Source organism: Actinokineospora terrae (genome assembly GCF_900111175.1).
In the GTDB taxonomy this organism is placed as follows: domain Bacteria; phylum Actinomycetota; class Actinomycetes; order Mycobacteriales; family Pseudonocardiaceae; genus Actinokineospora; species Actinokineospora terrae.
Genome location: NZ_FOGI01000002.1, coordinates 185,882 through 200,842 on the forward strand (window position 1 = coordinate 185,882; position 14,961 = coordinate 200,842).

17 protein-coding genes are annotated in these 14,961 nt (G+C 69.6%); 6 read left to right on the forward strand and 11 right to left on the reverse strand.

Annotation, left to right across the window (positions count from 1 at the left end; genetic code table 11):
- Positions 1 to 78 precede the first annotated feature (78 nt).
- Both BMY07_RS04230 and BMY07_RS04235 read left to right on the forward strand, forming a co-directional pair.
- The gene (locus BMY07_RS04230; RefSeq protein WP_092775110.1) at positions 79 to 768 is read left to right on the forward strand and encodes a response regulator transcription factor; all 690 of its coding nucleotides are present in this window, start codon (positions 79 to 81) and stop codon (positions 766 to 768) included.
- A complete protein-coding gene (locus tag BMY07_RS04235) occupies positions 761 to 1,879 on the forward strand; it encodes a sensor histidine kinase (protein WP_092775111.1) in 1,119 nt (372 codons plus the stop codon). The genes BMY07_RS04230 and BMY07_RS04235 overlap by 8 nt, the downstream gene beginning before the upstream one ends.
- Positions 1,880 to 1,934: 55 nt before the next feature.
- Here the strand turns inward: BMY07_RS04235 and BMY07_RS04240 are convergent, their stop codons facing one another.
- The 4 genes from BMY07_RS04240 to BMY07_RS04255 all read right to left on the reverse strand — a co-directional run bounded on the left by BMY07_RS04240 (position 1,935) and on the right by BMY07_RS04255 (position 5,468).
- Positions 1,935 to 2,672 carry an SAM-dependent methyltransferase gene (locus BMY07_RS04240; protein ID WP_092775112.1) on the reverse strand — a complete coding sequence of 246 codons (738 nt, stop codon included), beginning with the start codon at positions 2,670 to 2,672 and terminating at the stop codon, positions 1,935 to 1,937.
- A gap of 165 nt (positions 2,673 to 2,837) precedes the next feature.
- Positions 2,838 to 3,446 (reverse strand): D-Ala-D-Ala dipeptidase VanX, encoded by a 609-nt coding sequence (gene vanX, locus BMY07_RS04245; RefSeq protein ID WP_092775113.1) that lies wholly within the window; start codon positions 3,444 to 3,446, stop codon positions 2,838 to 2,840.
- Positions 3,443 to 4,480 (reverse strand): D-alanine--(R)-lactate ligase, encoded by a 1,038-nt coding sequence (gene vanA / locus BMY07_RS04250; protein ID WP_092775114.1) that lies wholly within the window; start codon positions 4,478 to 4,480, stop codon positions 3,443 to 3,445. Before vanA ends, vanX begins: the two co-directional genes overlap by 4 nt.
- On the reverse strand, positions 4,473 to 5,468 hold the full coding sequence (locus tag BMY07_RS04255; RefSeq protein ID WP_092775115.1) for a D-isomer specific 2-hydroxyacid dehydrogenase family protein: 996 nt from the start codon (positions 5,466 to 5,468) through the stop codon (positions 4,473 to 4,475). The genes vanA and BMY07_RS04255 overlap by 8 nt, the downstream gene beginning before the upstream one ends.
- A 347-nt stretch (positions 5,469 to 5,815) precedes the next feature.
- On the opposite strand from BMY07_RS04255, the gene BMY07_RS04260 reads away from it, so the two are divergent.
- A complete protein-coding gene (locus BMY07_RS04260; RefSeq protein WP_143073343.1) occupies positions 5,816 to 6,214 on the forward strand; it encodes a hypothetical protein in 399 nt (132 codons plus the stop codon).
- A gap of 46 nt (positions 6,215 to 6,260) precedes the next feature.
- On the opposite strand, the gene BMY07_RS04265 is transcribed toward BMY07_RS04260, so the two are convergent.
- The 4 genes from BMY07_RS04265 to BMY07_RS04280 all read right to left on the reverse strand — a co-directional run bounded on the left by BMY07_RS04265 (position 6,261) and on the right by BMY07_RS04280 (position 9,719).
- Positions 6,261 to 6,650, reverse strand: a complete 390-nt coding sequence (locus BMY07_RS04265) for a hypothetical protein (protein WP_092775117.1) — start codon at positions 6,648 to 6,650, stop codon at positions 6,261 to 6,263.
- 117 nt (positions 6,651 to 6,767) lie between these two features.
- Positions 6,768 to 7,418: a hypothetical protein gene (locus BMY07_RS04270; RefSeq protein WP_092775118.1), complete on the reverse strand. Its 651-nt coding sequence runs from the start codon at positions 7,416 to 7,418 to the stop codon at positions 6,768 to 6,770.
- A 40-nt stretch (positions 7,419 to 7,458) separates the two neighbouring features.
- Complete coding sequence (locus tag BMY07_RS04275) at positions 7,459 to 8,640, reverse strand: outer membrane protein assembly factor BamB family protein (RefSeq protein ID WP_177215431.1); 1,182 nt, start codon at positions 8,638 to 8,640, stop codon at positions 7,459 to 7,461.
- Positions 8,641 to 8,837: 197 nt separating this feature from the next.
- A complete protein-coding gene (locus tag BMY07_RS04280) occupies positions 8,838 to 9,719 on the reverse strand; it encodes a helix-turn-helix domain-containing GNAT family N-acetyltransferase (protein WP_092775120.1) in 882 nt (293 codons plus the stop codon).
- A gap of 60 nt (positions 9,720 to 9,779) precedes the next feature.
- Between BMY07_RS04280 and BMY07_RS04285 the strand changes: the two genes are divergently transcribed.
- The gene (locus BMY07_RS04285; protein ID WP_092775121.1) at positions 9,780 to 11,048 is read left to right on the forward strand and encodes an NAD(P)-binding domain-containing protein; all 1,269 of its coding nucleotides are present in this window, start codon (positions 9,780 to 9,782) and stop codon (positions 11,046 to 11,048) included.
- On the opposite strand, the gene BMY07_RS04290 is transcribed toward BMY07_RS04285, so the two are convergent.
- From BMY07_RS04290 to BMY07_RS04300, 3 genes are read right to left on the reverse strand one after another with little or no spacing between them, the layout of a single operon-like run.
- On the reverse strand, positions 11,045 to 11,440 hold the full coding sequence (locus tag BMY07_RS04290; RefSeq protein ID WP_092775122.1) for an arsenate reductase ArsC: 396 nt from the start codon (positions 11,438 to 11,440) through the stop codon (positions 11,045 to 11,047). The two genes, BMY07_RS04285 and BMY07_RS04290, sit on opposite strands and share 4 nt — an antisense overlap.
- On the reverse strand, positions 11,437 to 12,111 hold the full coding sequence (locus BMY07_RS04295) for an aquaporin (protein ID WP_092775123.1): 675 nt from the start codon (positions 12,109 to 12,111) through the stop codon (positions 11,437 to 11,439). Before BMY07_RS04295 ends, BMY07_RS04290 begins: the two co-directional genes overlap by 4 nt.
- Positions 12,108 to 12,788, reverse strand: coding sequence for an arsenate reductase/protein-tyrosine-phosphatase family protein (locus BMY07_RS04300; protein ID WP_092775124.1), 681 nt, complete (start codon positions 12,786 to 12,788; stop codon positions 12,108 to 12,110). Before BMY07_RS04300 ends, BMY07_RS04295 begins: the two co-directional genes overlap by 4 nt.
- 133 nt (positions 12,789 to 12,921) lie before the next feature.
- Here BMY07_RS04300 and BMY07_RS04305 point away from each other — a divergent pair, with 133 nt between their 5' ends.
- Together BMY07_RS04305 and BMY07_RS04310 are read left to right on the forward strand one after the other, a co-directional pair.
- The gene (locus tag BMY07_RS04305) at positions 12,922 to 13,893 is read left to right on the forward strand and encodes a sugar ABC transporter substrate-binding protein (RefSeq protein WP_092775125.1); all 972 of its coding nucleotides are present in this window, start codon (positions 12,922 to 12,924) and stop codon (positions 13,891 to 13,893) included.
- Between the two features lie 55 nt (positions 13,894 to 13,948).
- Positions 13,949 to 14,929 (forward strand): prenyltransferase/squalene oxidase repeat-containing protein, encoded by a 981-nt coding sequence (locus BMY07_RS04310; RefSeq protein ID WP_245782194.1) that lies wholly within the window; start codon positions 13,949 to 13,951, stop codon positions 14,927 to 14,929.
- The last annotated feature ends 32 nt before the right edge of the window (positions 14,930 to 14,961 follow it).

The window sequence follows — 14,961 nt, forward strand, 5'->3', positions numbered from 1 at the left end:
TTCGATATGTCCAGCGCTCTCGATATGACTGGTGTTTTCGATATGACGGCGATATGCGGCTGCTCGTAGCATCGGGCCATGCGTGTGCTGGTCGTCGAGGACGAGCTCTACCTGGCGGAGGCCATCCGCGACGGACTACGCCTGGAGGCGATCGCCGCCGACATCGCCGGAGACGGCGACACCGCGCTGGAACTGTTGAGCGTCAACGCCTACGACATCGTCGTCCTCGACCGCGACATCCCCGGGCCCTCCGGTGACGAGATCGCCAAGAGCGTCGTCGCGTCCGGAAGCGGCATGCCGATCCTGATGCTCACCGCGGCCGACCGCCTCGACGACAAGGCCAGCGGGTTCGAACTCGGCGCCGACGACTACCTCACCAAGCCGTTCGCCCTGCGGGAGTTGGTGCTGCGGCTCCGGGCGCTCGACCGCAGGCGCGCGCACAACCGGCCACCCGTGCGGGAGATCGCCGGTCTGCGGGTGGACCCGTTCCGCCGCGAGGTGTACCGGGACGGCCGCTACGTCGCGTTGACCCGCAAGCAGTTCGCCGTGCTGGAGGTGTTGGTGGCCGCCGAGGGGGGCGTCCTGAGCGCCGAGGAACTCCTGGAGCGGGCGTGGGACGAGAACGCGGACCCGTTCACCAACGCCGTGCGCATCACCGTGTCGGCGCTGCGCAAACGCCTCGGGGAGCCGTGGATCATCGCGACCGTGGCGGGGGCGGGTTACCGCATCGACACGGCGCCCGACCGCGTTGACGGGGACCGTGGGTAGGGCTCCGGGGCTGAGCGTCCGCCTCAAGCTCACCCTCAGCTACGCCGGGTTCATCATGCTGGCCGGGGTCCTGCTGCTGGCCGTGGTGTGGGTGTTCCTGCTGCGCTACGTGCCGGAGGTGATCTACACCGCGCCGCGCGACGCGCCGGAGTGGCCGGGTCCGCTGATCGTGCCCAACCGGTCGGACCTGTTGCGGGCCTTCGTCCCCAAAGCGGCGCTGATGCTGGCGTTCCTGCTGCTGTTCGGCCTGGCGGGCGGGTGGGTCCTGGCGGGCAGCATGCTGGCGCCGTTGACCCGCATCAAGAACGCCACCCGGCTGGCCGCCGACGGGTCGCTGTCGCACCGGATCCAGTTGGAGGGCCGCGGTGACGAGTTCCGCGAACTCGCCGACGCGTTCGACACCATGCTCGCCCGCCTGGAGGCGCACGACGCCGAGCAGCAGCGGTTCGCGGCCAACGCCTCCCACGAACTGCGCACCCCGCTGGCCATCACGCAGGCGCTGCTCGACGTCGCCCGCACCGACCTGGAGCGGGACACCGGTGAACTCGTCGAGCGGCTGCACTTCGTGAACTCGCGGGCCATCGACCTCACCGAGGCGCTGCTCCTGCTCAGCCGCGCCAACCAGCGCTCCTTCGCCCGCGAACCCGTCGACCTGTCCCTGGCGGCGGAGGAAGCCACCGAGACGCTGCTCCCCCTGGCCGAGAAACGCGGCGTGACCCTGGAAACCTCCGGCGACATGGCCACGGCCGACGGCTCGCACGCGCTCCTGCTGCAGATGACCACGAACCTCGTGCACAACGCGATCGTCCACAACCTCCCGGCCCAGGGCACCGTCTGGGTCACCACCACCACGTCCCCCGACTCCGTCACCCTCACCGTCGAGAACACCGGCACCCCCCTCAACCCCCGCCTGGTGACGACCCTGACCGAACCCTTCCAACGCGCCACCAGCCGCCTCCACACCGACCACGCGGGCGTGGGGCTGGGCCTGGCCATCGTCAAGAGCATCGCCCACGCGCACGACGGAACCCTCACGCTCACCCCCCGCACAGCGGGCGGCCTCCGCGCCACCGTCCGGCTTCCCGCCGCACGACCACATCCCGGCACGTGAGTTCGGCGGGAACCGCGTGAGGTGGGTGGCGCGCGGACCGCGCGCCACCCAGTCCTCACCGCCGCATCAGGGCGAAGGCGCCCCAGCCCAGGTATTCACGCTGGTACCGCACGTGGTCGCGTGGTGCCGTGCGCGACTCCGCCCGCACCTGGGGAACCAGGTCGTCCTCCGGGTTGGCGTCCGCCCACCGGCGGAGGTTCAGCCACTGCGCCGCCGCGTAGCGGTCCCAGCTGTCCTTGTCGGCCAAGACCATCTCGACCAGGTCGTAGCCGAGCTCGTCGTAGCGGTCGACCAGGTCCGGCAGCGATCCGAACTCGTCCTTGCGCGTGAGGTGGCACGCGGCGACGGCCTCGTCGGGGGGATCGCTCAGCCAGTAGGGCTCACCGATCACCATGAGCCCGCCTGGCTTGAGACTGCGATCCAGCAGGGCGATGGTGCCTTCGAGGCCACCACCGATCCAGGTGGCCCCGAGGCAGGAGACGAGATCGACCCGTTCCCGGGCGACGTACTGGGACGCGTCCCCGTGCTGGAAGGTGACGGCGACGCCCAGTTCGGTGGCCCGCGCCCGTGCCCTCTCGATGAACACGCTGCTCAGGTCGACCCCGGTGCCGATCACACCGTGGTCACGGGCCCAGGTGCACAGCATCTCGCCGGTCCCGCAGGCCAGGTCCAGGGCGGTGGCACCCGGCCCGATGCCCAGCGCGCGACCCAGCGTGGCCAACTTGGTGGCGTCGATCGGGTTGTGGATGCGGTGGCTGCTCTCACGGATGGTGTGAATACGCGGAATGTCCACTTGGGTAGGTCCTGTCGTCGGAAGGAACGATGGCAACTGGTACCGCCGACAAGACCGCCACAGGTCACTCCTCACCGCGACACAGGAATCTCGCACGTTAGCCGCGATCCGGCCCGGCCGTCCAGCGACTTACTCCTGCCTCCGAGGCCGCGTCCGAGTCGGTCTTCACGTGATGGGGAAGTCGAAGTAGGTGTTGGGGTGGGGTTCGCTGGTGAGGGTGTAGTGCCACCACTCATAGGGGTAGGGGGTGAAGCCGGTGGAGTGCATGATGGTGTGGAGGTGGTGGCGGTTCGTTGCCTCAAGGTGCGTGATGCCGGGGGCGGCGTGGTGGGAGATGGGGTCCATCAGGTCGTGGTGGCCGCCCATCGCCGCGAGTTCGCCCGTGTGCAGGTGGTAGAGGGTCAGGTCGACGGTGCTGCCCCGGGTGTGGGCGGATTTGGTTGCCACGTAACCGTTCTCGAACATGTCGGAGCGGTCGATGTTCGGGTAGTGGCGTGGTTTGGTTCGGCCGTCCTCGGGCAGGGTCGACCAGAGCAGGAAGTTGTCCACGGCGCGTTGCGGGCGGTAGCCGTCCCAGAGCACCAAGCCGAAGCCGAGGGACGCGGCCTTGTCCCGCGCGCGTTGCAGGGCCGCGCACAGGGCCATCGTGCCGACGATCCGGTTGGCCAGGTAGCCGTCGACGGGTTTGCCGGTGAAGTTGTCCCAGGTGGCGTACTTGGCGTCCCAGCGAAGGCCGGGGACGAGGTCGTCCACGTAGGCGAAGCCGTCCCTCACTGGACCTTGCCCGTCAACGCCAGCGCCACGACCCGGTCGATCACCTCGGCGAGCGACAGCCCCGCGGCGGCCATCATCCTCGGGTACCGGCTGTACGAGGTCAGTCCGGGCAACGTGTTGACCTCGTTGAGGACCACGCTGCCATCGCCGGTCAGGAACATGTCCACTCGCGACAGTCCACGGCATCCCAGAGCGCGGTACACGGTCTTCGCGGTCGCGTGGACGAGTGAGCGCGCCTCGGCCGGGATGTCCGCGGGGACGGTGATGGTCGAGTTCTCGGAACCGCTCTCCGGGTCGGCCTCTTGGTGGATCTTGAAGAAGCCGTGGGACAGGGCGATCTGGTCCACCTCGCCCGCTACCAGGTCCAGGTCGCTGCCCAGGATCGCGCACCCGACCTCGCTGCCGACGACCGCCTCTTCGATCAGCACCTTCGAGTCGTACAGCCGCGCGACCGCCACCGCGTCCGCCAGCCCGTCCGCGCCGGAAACCTTGGTGACGCCGAAGGACGACCCCGAGCGGGCGGGCTTCACGAACACGGGATAGGCGAGCCGGGCGGGGTCGAGGTCCTCGTTCGCCGTGAGGGTCCAGAAGGTCGGCGTGGCGATTCCCGCGTTCCTGGCGACGGCGTAGGTGAGGGACTTGTCCATGCACAGCGCGGAACTCTGGATGTCGCACCCCACGTACGGGATGCCGGAGAGTTCCAGCAGGCCTTGGATCGCACCGTCCTCGCCGAGTTTGCCGTGCAGGACGGGCAGCACGACGTCCAGACCGACCGCCTCGTGCCTGCCCTGGTCGAGGACGAGCAGGCCGTGGACGCTGCGGTCCGGGGAGAGCACCGCCGGTCGACCGCTGTCCTCCCACCCCGTTTCGGGGCCTGCGCAGAGTTTCCAGGCGCCGCGCTCGGTGATCCCGATCCAGAACGGCTCGTACCGGTCGGTGTCGAGGTTGGCGGCGACCTCGCGCGCGGACTTGACGGAGACGGGGTGCTCCTCGCCTGCGCCCCCGAAGATGATCCCGATCCTCACCCTAGCCATGCTGGTTCTCGCTTTCGAAGGTCACGCAGTTGCGGAGGCTGTTCTCGACCATGTCGCCCAGGGTGCGGTCGGTGTAGTAGGCGGTGTGCGGGCTGATCAGCACGTTCGGCAGCCCGTGCAGCCGCAGGAGCGACTTGTTCCCGATGGGCCGGGTTCGGCGGTCGGCGTAGAAGATCCCTTCCTCGCCTTCCACGACGTCCAACGCCGCGCCACCCAGCCGCCCGCTTTCCAGCGCCGCGATGAGGGCCTCTGTGTCCACAAGCGAGCCGCGCCCGGTGTTGACGAGGAACGCGCCCGGCTTCATCCGCGCGACACGGCGCTGGTCAAGGAGGTGGTGGGTGTCCGAGGTGAGCGGGGTGTGGAGCGTGACGATGTCGCTCAGCCGCAGCAGGTCGTCCAACGGAACGTGGTCGGCCTTGGGGAATCGGTCGTGGGTCACCACGCGGCAGCCGAAGCCGCGCAACCGGTCCACGACCGCCGCGCCGATGCGGCCGGTGCCGACCACGCCAATGGTCAGGTCGCGCAGTTCCTTTCCCCGCACGCCGGTCAGCCGGTAGTCGTGGACGTCCACGCGCCTGATGGACGCCCGCGCGTTCCGCACGGCCATCAACATCAACATCACCGTGTAGTCGGCCACGCCGTCCGGTGAATAGGCGACGTTCTGCACCGTGATGCCGACGCTCGCGGCGTACTCCACGTCGATGTGGTCGTACCCGATGCTGCGCGTGGAGACATACACCACGCCCGCGCGGCTGAGGGCAAGAACAGTGGAATTGGCGATTCGGGTCTTGTGGTCGACACTGACGCACCGATTTCCGGTCGCCAGTTCGACGGACGCCTCGGACACCGCCATCTCGGTGATGGTCGGCTCGACACCCAGGCGGGGCGCCAACCGGCGGAACAGGTCGGCCTCGTCCTGCTCACAGCCGTAGACGGTGATTCCCGGCGTCGGCGGACCCGGTGTTCGTGCTGGGTCGCTGTAGCTCATGCCCCCAGTCAAGGCGGACCAGCGTTGCAGGCTCGTATACGATTCCCGATATACGGGCGACACACGGATGTCCCGGCGCGGATGTCTCGACGCACGAGCGATACTTGATCCGCGGCAAACACTGTCGACGGTGGAGATAACTCCTCGCGGTCACCAGCGGTCGGAATTCTGACCGGCGCGAGTGGTCGTACTTCCTTGAGAAGATCAGGTGCGCCCGGAAAGAGTAGAGACGGTCCCCGATCGCGGGGATACGCTCATCGGGGCGCCGAATTCGGCGCGAGGCGGGTTGGGGATTCCGGTTGGGCGTTCGACGCGTCCGGCCGCCCCGCATCGAAAGGCGTGGAATCGTGTCCATTATGCGAAAGATCGCGGCGAGCGCGTGCGCCGTGTTGTCCGTGGCGGCGATCTCGGTCATCGGCGCGCCGAACGCGAGCGCCACCACCACCGAGCGGACGAACCGCTGCGTGAAGGTGTCGGTCGACTACACCCGCACGGGCCCGGTCAGCTGGTACGTGAACTCGGCCACCGTGGGCAACAACTGCACCCCGTTCTACGGCCACTTCCAGCTGTCCGGCCCCACCTTCAACAGCACCAACCAGGACGCCCCCGCCGCCGTCGGCTTCACGGTGACCCTCAACCAGAACTGGGGCAGCAACACTCCCCCATCGGTCTGCGGCATAGCCTGGCACAAGATCACCCCCACCTACTGGGCCGACTACGGCTACGTCTGCGTCCCCCTCGACTGACCCCGACGTGGGCCGGGTGCGAACCCGGCCCACCAGCGGGTGTTCCTCAGTCGAGCAACACCGAGTGGAACAGCGTCGTGCCGGTGACCGTGTAGCGCGCCGTCTTGCCGTTCTTGCAGTAGCGCACCTTCGGACCGCTCTTGCGCAGCCCGGCCAGCGCCTGCACCCTGGGCCAGATCTTGTGCCCCGTGCCCACCTTGTACTTGGCGAAGTCAGTGGTGTGCGACCCGAACAGGTACGCGCCGCTGGAGTTGGTGGTCCCCGCGTGGGTCGTCTGCCCGTACCGGCCTTCGAAGAACATGAAGAACGACGCGCTGTTGTAGACCTGGATCTTCTGAAAGCACTCGTAGCGCTCGCCCGTGGCCTCGACCGCTGACCCTGTCACCAGCACGCAGACGAGCGCCACGACGCCGACTGCCTTCCTCGCGAGCAGCACGAGACAACTTCCAGGACCGGGAACATCCACAGTGGTCCGTGCGCCACGCTAGTGCGGCAGCCCCCACCACCGAGCGAAAGTCCACCGTCAGGGTGACCGGTGCTCGGCGTGTGCGGTCTACGGGCCGGTGTAGCGGAGTACGGGTCGGCCGTCTGCTTTGGCTGGGGTGAAGTGGTGGGGGATGTCGATGAGGTCGGTCAGGTGGTGGTGGGCTTGGTCCGGGGTCATCTCGGCGGGGTAGGTGATGTGGGTGGGGGCGCAGTCGTGGAGTTCGGCTCGGAAGGCGTGCAGGTACTCGGTCTCGCCCGCGTAGGCCAGGGCTATGCGGGCGGTCCAGTCGATGCGGTGGTGGCCGTCGGGTTGGCGGGTGATGACGAAGGTGTGGTCGGCGCAGGTGTCGTGGCCGAGGAGTTGGAGTTGGAAGGCGTGGCGGGTGTCGGGGGGTTCGGGGAGGGGGTCGAGGGTCAGGGTTCGCGGTTCGGTGGCGGTGAAGCTGAACGGCGAGCCGGGGGTCGCGGCGAGGAAGGCGTGGTAGTCGAGGGGTTCGATCAGGCAGCCCTCGTAGTTGGTCCACAGCTCCGGCGAGTCCCATTCCCTGGTGCGGTCCGGCGGTTCCTCCGGCATCCGCTCCGCGTCGTAGTCCTCGGTGATGAGGACCGGGTCGAACCACAGGTGGCCGTTGTCGTCCAGGCCCGCGGTCCACTCGAAGGTCGCGATGGCGTGGCCCTCGGGCCATGGGTTGTCCTGGAACCAGATTCGTCCGCGCACCCGGTCACCCTAGCGACGCGACCGCCGCCGGGAGACCGGTTCAGCCGACGTAGCCCAGGATTCTCGCGCCCTTGTCGTCGTCGACGTACGCGACGAAGCCGTTGTCGATGGGGTGCAGGTAGGCCATGGTCAGGTCGCGGTCGCTGATCGTCCACTGCACCTTGAGGTCCTGCACCCGCACCGCGGTGACGTCCATGAAGTCGCGCATGTACATCAGGCCGCTCGCGGTCACGGCGCGATCCGCCGTCGGCACGGTCGTCGCGGGGACGACCGGTGTGCCGGTGCGGGCGTCGTAGACGATCATCTCCTGCTCGCGCGGTGACACGGACCTGCGCACGACCACGCGCGGCACGCCGTCGACGTGCTCGACCACGGCGAGGCCCGGCGCCTCCCACAGCCGCTTGCCGGTGGCCTTGTCGACCGCGACGGTCTGCCTGTTGGTGGAGATCACGGAGGTGGTGTCGTCCACCGGGGAGATCCAGGGCTCGGACATCCCGGGCAGGGCGATCCGCCACCGCTCGTCGCCGGTGGCCAGGTCGTGGACGACACCGCCGCCGTTGCCGGTCAGGAAAACCAGGTCGTCCATGACGTTCACCGCGGCGGGGCCGGACGCGGGCGCGGACCACCGGGGCTTGCCGGTCACGCGGTCCAGGAACGACACGGTGCTCGCGTCGTAGACCTGCACCGCTTCCTCGTAGGCGAAAGTCGCCAGGGAACTCCTCCAGCGCTGGACGCCGGTGGCCCGGTCGAGGGCGCGGATCTCGTGGGCGAACTCGACCATCAGCAGGTCGCCGCGCGCCGTGACACCGCGGATCTCCTCGGTGCCCTGGTTTCGCCACACCTCGTGCCCGTCAGCGGGATCGAGGACGACGGCGAACGGACTGTCGCCCGAGCTGTCACCGCGCAGGACGAAGAGCCCGCCGCCGCCGGACACGCTGGTCTTCGGCGGCGCTCCCGGGACGGTGACCTCCCACATCGCCTTCCCGGTGGCCGGGTCGATCCGCCGCACCTGTCCACCAGCGGAGACGACGATGACCCCGCCCTCGACCGAGTAGCTGTCGCCGTTGATCTCCCACCGCCTGCTCGGAGCCGTGCGGGCAGGCGCGGTCGACCGCGTCCACCCGGTCTCCTGCGCCCACTCGTCGGTCGCCACCAAGGCGGGCAGGTCCTTCGCGGACGGTGGCGCCCCGGTCGACGAACACCCGGTCACGATGAAGGCCACCACTAGCACCAGCGGAAGTCGACGCATACCTACTGCGACGACCCTCCCTCCCGGCTCGTTCCACCGGGTGCGGATGATCACCAACTCGGCCGAACAGCACACGCGGGGGTCAGTCCTTGGACGCTACCGCGCAGGGAGACCGAACCGGCAATTCCCTTGTGCGCCAACCGGGGGCATTGCTCGACAGGGCGACGAGCTCAATCAGGGCGGTCTGGGGATCGGCGTTCGAGGAGAGCTGTGTTGCGCCAGGTGCCGTGGTGTTGGGCTATGCGTTCGCGGACGCCCACGGTGCGGAAGCCCGCGGCGTGGTGCAGGGCGATGCTGGCGCGGTTCTCGGGGAAGATGGCGGTTTGCAGGGTCCACAGGCCCGCGGCGTCGGCGGCGGTGGTCTGGTGGTGGAGGAGTGTCTTGCCGACGCCCCGGCCGCGGTGGAGTTCGCTCACGTAGACAGAGGTCTCGGCGACTCCGGAGTAGCAGGCGCGGGTGGAGACGAGGGTGGCGGCGGCCCAGCCTGCGACGGCGCCGTCGATCTCGGCTATCCAGCGGTGGTCGGGGAGCCACTTGGTGTCGAGGGTGCGGCGGGTGGGGGTCTCGGTTTCGAAGGTGGCGTTGCCGGTGGCGATGCCCTCGGCGTAGACACGGCGGACGTCGCGCCAGTCGGCGTCGGTCATCGGGCGGACGGTGACGTCGGCGGGCAGGTCCGGCGGGCAGCAGGCGCTGGTGACGATGGTGCCCATGACGGCGTCGGCGGCGTGCGGGAGGCCGGTGCAGCAGGCTGGGTTGATCGACACCAGCGTGGCGGTGCCTTCCCGGCGGAGACGGAGGAAGCCCGCGTCGGCGAGCTTGCGTACGTGGTGGGAACAGGTGGGCTGGGTGACCCCGACCACCTCCGCGAGCGCGCCGACGGTGATCTCACCAGGCGCACCGACGGCGACAGTGCCAGCGGCGACGGCGTGCAGGAGTCGGACCCGGGTCGGGTCGGCGAGGCAGGCGAACCAGCTGGCGTAGGTGTCGGCGTCCTGCTCGGGGAGGAGGGTCACCAGCTCAGTGTATAGACACCCATCGATGGTTGCCTTCATCGACCAGTGTCTATACAGTCCGGTGCACAGGATAGACAATCGTCGATGAAAGAGGTGGCCATGTCCGAATTGCCGGTAGTGGTGGTGGGCGCGGGCCCGGTGGGCCTGGCCGCGGCGGCGCGCCTCGTGGAGCGCGGACTGCCGACCGTCGTGCTGGAGGCGGGCGAGGGAGCGGGCGCGGCGGTGGCGCAGTGGCGTCACGTGCGGTTGTTCTCGCGGTGGTCGGAACTGGTGGACCCCGCCGCGCGCCGTCTCCTGGCAGGTCACGGGTGGCGGCAGCCGGAGGGGTACCCGACCGGGGCGGAGTGGGCGGCGGAGTACCTGGTCCCGCTGGCTGCCGCGCTCGGGGACAGGGTGCGGTTCGGCGCGCGGGTGGTCGGGATCGCGCGGCGAGGACGGGATCGGGTCGTTGATGCTGGCCGGGACAGTGAGCCGTTGACGGTGCACGTTAGCCCTAGCGAGCGGATCACCGCCCGCGCCGTCATCGATGCCTCAGGCACATGGGGCACGCCGAACCCTCTAGGTGGCGACGGTCTCCCGGCGATCGGCGAGCACGCGGCGAGTGACCGGATCATCTACCGGGTCCCGGATCTGGCGGCCGAGCCCGAGCGGTACGCGGGCAAGCGGATCGCGGTCGCGGGCAGTGGGCACTCCGCGTTGACCGCCCTGATAGCGCTCACCGAGCTGCACCCGAGCACGCACGTCACGTGGTTGTTGCGTCGCGGTACGACCGGCGTGGTGTTCGGAGGTGGCGCTGCCGACCAGCTTCCGGCTCGCGGCGCGCTTGGGCTAAAGGCGCAAGAGGCGGTTCGCGCGGGACGTGTCGAGGTGGTGACGGGGTTCCGCACGGAGGCCGTGGAGCGGGACGGGGACCGCGTGGTGCTGGTGTCACAGCGGCGACTGGATCCGGTGGACGAGGTGGTAGCCCTGACCGGGTTCCGACCGGATCTGTCGTGGCTCTCGGAGGTACGCCTAGAGCTGGACCCGGTGTTGCAGGCGCCGTCAAGGCTAGCCCCGCTCATCAACCCCAACGTCCACTCGTGCGGCACCGTCTACCCTCACGGCGCCGCCGAGCTGCGGCACCCGGAGCCGGACGTCTACCTCGTCGGGATGAAGAGCTACGGCCGCGCGCCGACGTTCCTGGCGATGACCGGCTACGAGCAGGTCCGCAGTGTCGTCGCCGAGATCGCTGGGGACCACGAAGCCGCCGCCAGGGTCGAGCTGACCCTGCCGGAGACAGGTGTGTGTGGTGGCTCGGGCGTGTTCGACTCCCCCGACACGGCCCAGAGCGGCGGTTGCTGCGCAGATCAACAGATGGTGCTGGGCTAACCGGCGAGGTCAGCGATAAGGGCTTCAACCAGCGCCCTGATCTCATCACGGATCGGGCGGACGGCGGCGATGCCCTGGCCTGCGGGATCGGGAAGCGCCCAGTCCAGGTAGCGCTTACCGGGGAAGATAGGGCAGGCGTCGCCGCAGCCCATGGTGACGCAGACGTCGGCGGCTTCGACGGCGTCGTGGGTGAGGAGTTTGGGGGTCTCGGCGGAGAGGTCGATGCCGACCTCGCGCATGGCCTCGACCACGGCGGGGTTGACCTGGTCGGCGGGGGTGGAGCCCGCCGAGCGGACCTCGACCCGGTCGCCCGCGAGGTGGGACAGCCAGGCGGCGGCCATCTGGGAGCGGCCCGCGTTGTGCACGCACACGAACAACACCGAGGGCTTCATGCGGTCCTCTCCTCGTGGAGCACGGCTGGGTAGAGCAGGCGGATCAGCGGCAGGGCGAGGGCCGCGGCGGCGAGTTGCGCGAGGACGTAGAGCGGCGCGGCGGACGGGGCGACGCCCGCGAAGCTGTCGCTGAACACGCGGCCGATCGTGATGGCGGGGTTGGCGAAGCTGGTCGAACTGGTGAACCAGTACGCGGCACCGATGTACGCGCCGACGGCGGCCGCGGCCTTCTCACCGCGGCCGGTGCGGGCCAGGGAGAAGATCACCAGCAGCAGGCCGAGGGTCGCGACGACCTCGGAGAGCCCATGCGGCCAGGTGGCGCGGTCGGTGGTGGAGATGCTGATCGGCGCGGAGTCGAACAGGACGTTGGCCACGATCGCGCCGGTCACACATCCGACCACTTGGGTGGGTACATAGAGCGCGAAGTGGCGCCAGGTAATCCCTCCGAGTGCAGCATCCACAAGGGACACAATCGGATTGAAGTGCGCGCCACTGACCGGACTGAAGACCAGGATCAGTGCGTACAACCCCACTGCGGTCGCGGCGGCGTTCTCCAGCAACTGCAAGCCGACGTCGTCGGGCGAGAGCCGCTGGGCGGCGATACCCGAACCGACGACCAGCGCGGCGAGCAGCAGGCTGCCCAGGAACTCCGCGACCAACGCCCTTCTCATCGCGGTCCTGTGTGGACGGCTGGGGCGAGGCGGGAGATGCGGTCGGAGAGGTCTTGGTAGGTGGTGGTGAAGGCTTCCGGGGTGTTCACGGCGGCCGGATCGGGGATGGACCAATGGAGCCGGTCGGTGGCGGGCAGCTCTTCGTGGGCGTTGTCGCACACCGCCACCACGAGATCATCCGGCTGCACGACGTCGTCGAGGTGGTGCGGGCGGGCTCGACCCAGGGACAAGCCGTGGGCCTTGGCCGCCGCGACCGCCAAGGGGTGCACCTCGTCCGCCGGGTGGGTGCCCGCCGACGCCGCGGGCAGGCTGCTGCGCTTGCTCCACAACGCCGCCGCCAGCTGCGACCGGGCCGAGTTGTGCGTACACACAAACACCACCCGCCGCGCCTGCCGCGTCCCGGATGGCACCAGCCCCGCCAAGGCCGCAGGACGAAGCCGCAGGTACAGGCGCCTCGCATCCCCCTCCGACCGCGCCCGCTCGACAAGACCCGCTTGGACGAGCAGCTTCACGTGGTGGGCCACCAGATTGCTCGCCATCCCCACCCCCCGCCCCACCTCACCCGGCGACGCGTCCCCCAACAGCAACCGATCCACGATCGCCAACCGCGCCGGCTCCCCCAACGCGGCGTGCACGGTCGCCCGCGCCACCAGCTCCGAAGACCACTCAGCGTCCATTGACTCAATGTTCGTTGAGCTACTGCCAGCTGTCAAGTGCGGTCGACACCTGGACTCCCGGACAACACGGCAGCCCGACCCCGACCAGCGCGATCGGGGCCCCACTCGACCTCCGGGCCGGCAGGATAGGGCGATGACGCAGGTCTTCCTCGTGGTGTCGGCATTCGAGCAGAAGTACTGGCTCAACGAGTTCATCGGGCACGTGCTCGACGCCTTCGACCACGCGCAGACCGACGTCGTGCTCAAGCGGCCCCGGCGGGACTACGACCGACGTGGGGTCGTGCACCACCTGCGCAGGCTCGTGGCACGCGGGTCGGACTACGCGGGCGGGCTCATCATGCCGATCGATCCCGCACGGCTGCGGGAAGATCTCGTCGAGTTCTGCGCCGAGATCTCCGGGCCAGTGGTGTTCCTGGACCTCGAACCGTTCGAGAGCGAGGCCGACTACCCGCCGAACACGGCCTTCGTCGGCTACCCGTCCCGGCAGATCGGCGAGGCGGCCGCCCGCTGGCTGGCGGGTGCCCTGGCCAGGCGGGATCCGGCGGTGTTCGTCGCGGCGAGCCGCGAGCACTCCGGCAGGCAGGAGGGGTTCGTGGAGGCGCTGCGGGCCGTGTTGCCCGAGGCGAGCGTGGTGGTGGATGACTCATGCGGGTTCGCTTGGGTGGCCGCCCTTGACGCGGTCCGGGCCCGGCTGCTCGGCGGTCACCGCCTGGACGCGGTGTTCTGCACCAACGACGAGATGGCCCTGGGCGCGGTCGAGGCACTGCGCTGGCAGGGCGTGACCGACACGGTGGTGGTCGGGGTGGACGGGGCAGCCGAGGCGCGGGCGCACATCGACACCGGGACCGGACCGCTGCGGGCGACCGTGGTCCAGGACGGCTACGAGATCGCCGCGGGGGCGGTCGACCTCCTGCACCGGCTGCGCACCGGTCGACCGGTCCCGAAGCGGACACTGCTCGTTCCGCGGATGTACGCCAACCGCACTCGTGAGTCGGCCCACCCCTTCCCCGGCCCGCAGATCCACAACGAGATGCGCGACGTCGGCGCGGGCGCCACCCTCGGCTACGCCCAGAACGTCTGGATCACCAACCAAGTCTCGGAATGAGCGTCGTGGATCGGTAGTGCTTGACAGGTCCACAGGGGTTGGTCATGGTCGGGGTGTGGAATCCTCGGGTGGGCGGTCCATTGTGGGCGGTGGGTTGGGGTCGTGGCTTCGCGAGTCGGATGTGGCGTTGCGGTGGCAGGTGGAGCGGGACCTGCTGGGCGAGCCGTGGGAGGGGACTCGGGGGCGGGTTGGGGTGGAGGGGTTCGGGGCGCGGTTGTTGGCGCTTCAAGGGGTTGATGGGCAGTGGGCTGGTGGGGCGTACTTTCCGGCGGACTTCCGGGGTGGGGAAGAGGGGCAGCCGTGGACGGCTACTACGTGGGCGTTGCGGGAGTTGCGGGAGTGGGGGCTCGATCCGGCGGTGCTGCGGGAGCGGCGGACGGGTGAGTTGCTTGCCGAGCACTGCCGGTGGGAGTACGACGATCTGCCGTACTGGGGTGGGGAGGTCGACTGCTGCGTCAACGCCATGACGGTCGCCAGTGGGGTGTGGCTCGGGGTTGACGTCAGCGGGATCGTCGAGTGGTTCCTGGCGCACCGGATGGCGGACGGCGGGTGGAACTGCGAGTGGGTCGCGGGGTCGACGCGGTCGTCGTACCACTCGACGGTGAACTCGCTGAGCGGGTTGCTCGCCTACGACGTCGCGACCGGCGGCACGGACGCGACCCGGGCGGCGCGGCGCTCGGGCGAGGAGTACCTGCTGGAGCGCGGACTGTTCCGGCGGCTGTCCACGGGTGACCCGGTGGCGCCGTGGGTGGACCGCTTCGCCTACCCGTTCCGGTGGTCGTACGACGTCCTGCGCGCGGCCGACTACTTCCGCCAGGCCTCCCACCACGACGGCACCCCACCGGATCCCCGCATGGCCGGCGCGATCGACCTGATCCGCGCTGCCCGGCAACCGGACGGGACGTGGCTCCAGGCGGGCCGCCACCCGGGGCGGGTGTGGTTCGAGGTCGACGTCCCGGCTGGGGAGCCGTCGAAGTGGCTGACGCTGTTCGGGACGCGGGTGCTGCACTGGTGGGACAGCGCGCACCAGGCCTGAAGCGTCACGGCGAGGAGACCGTCAGGCCCCGG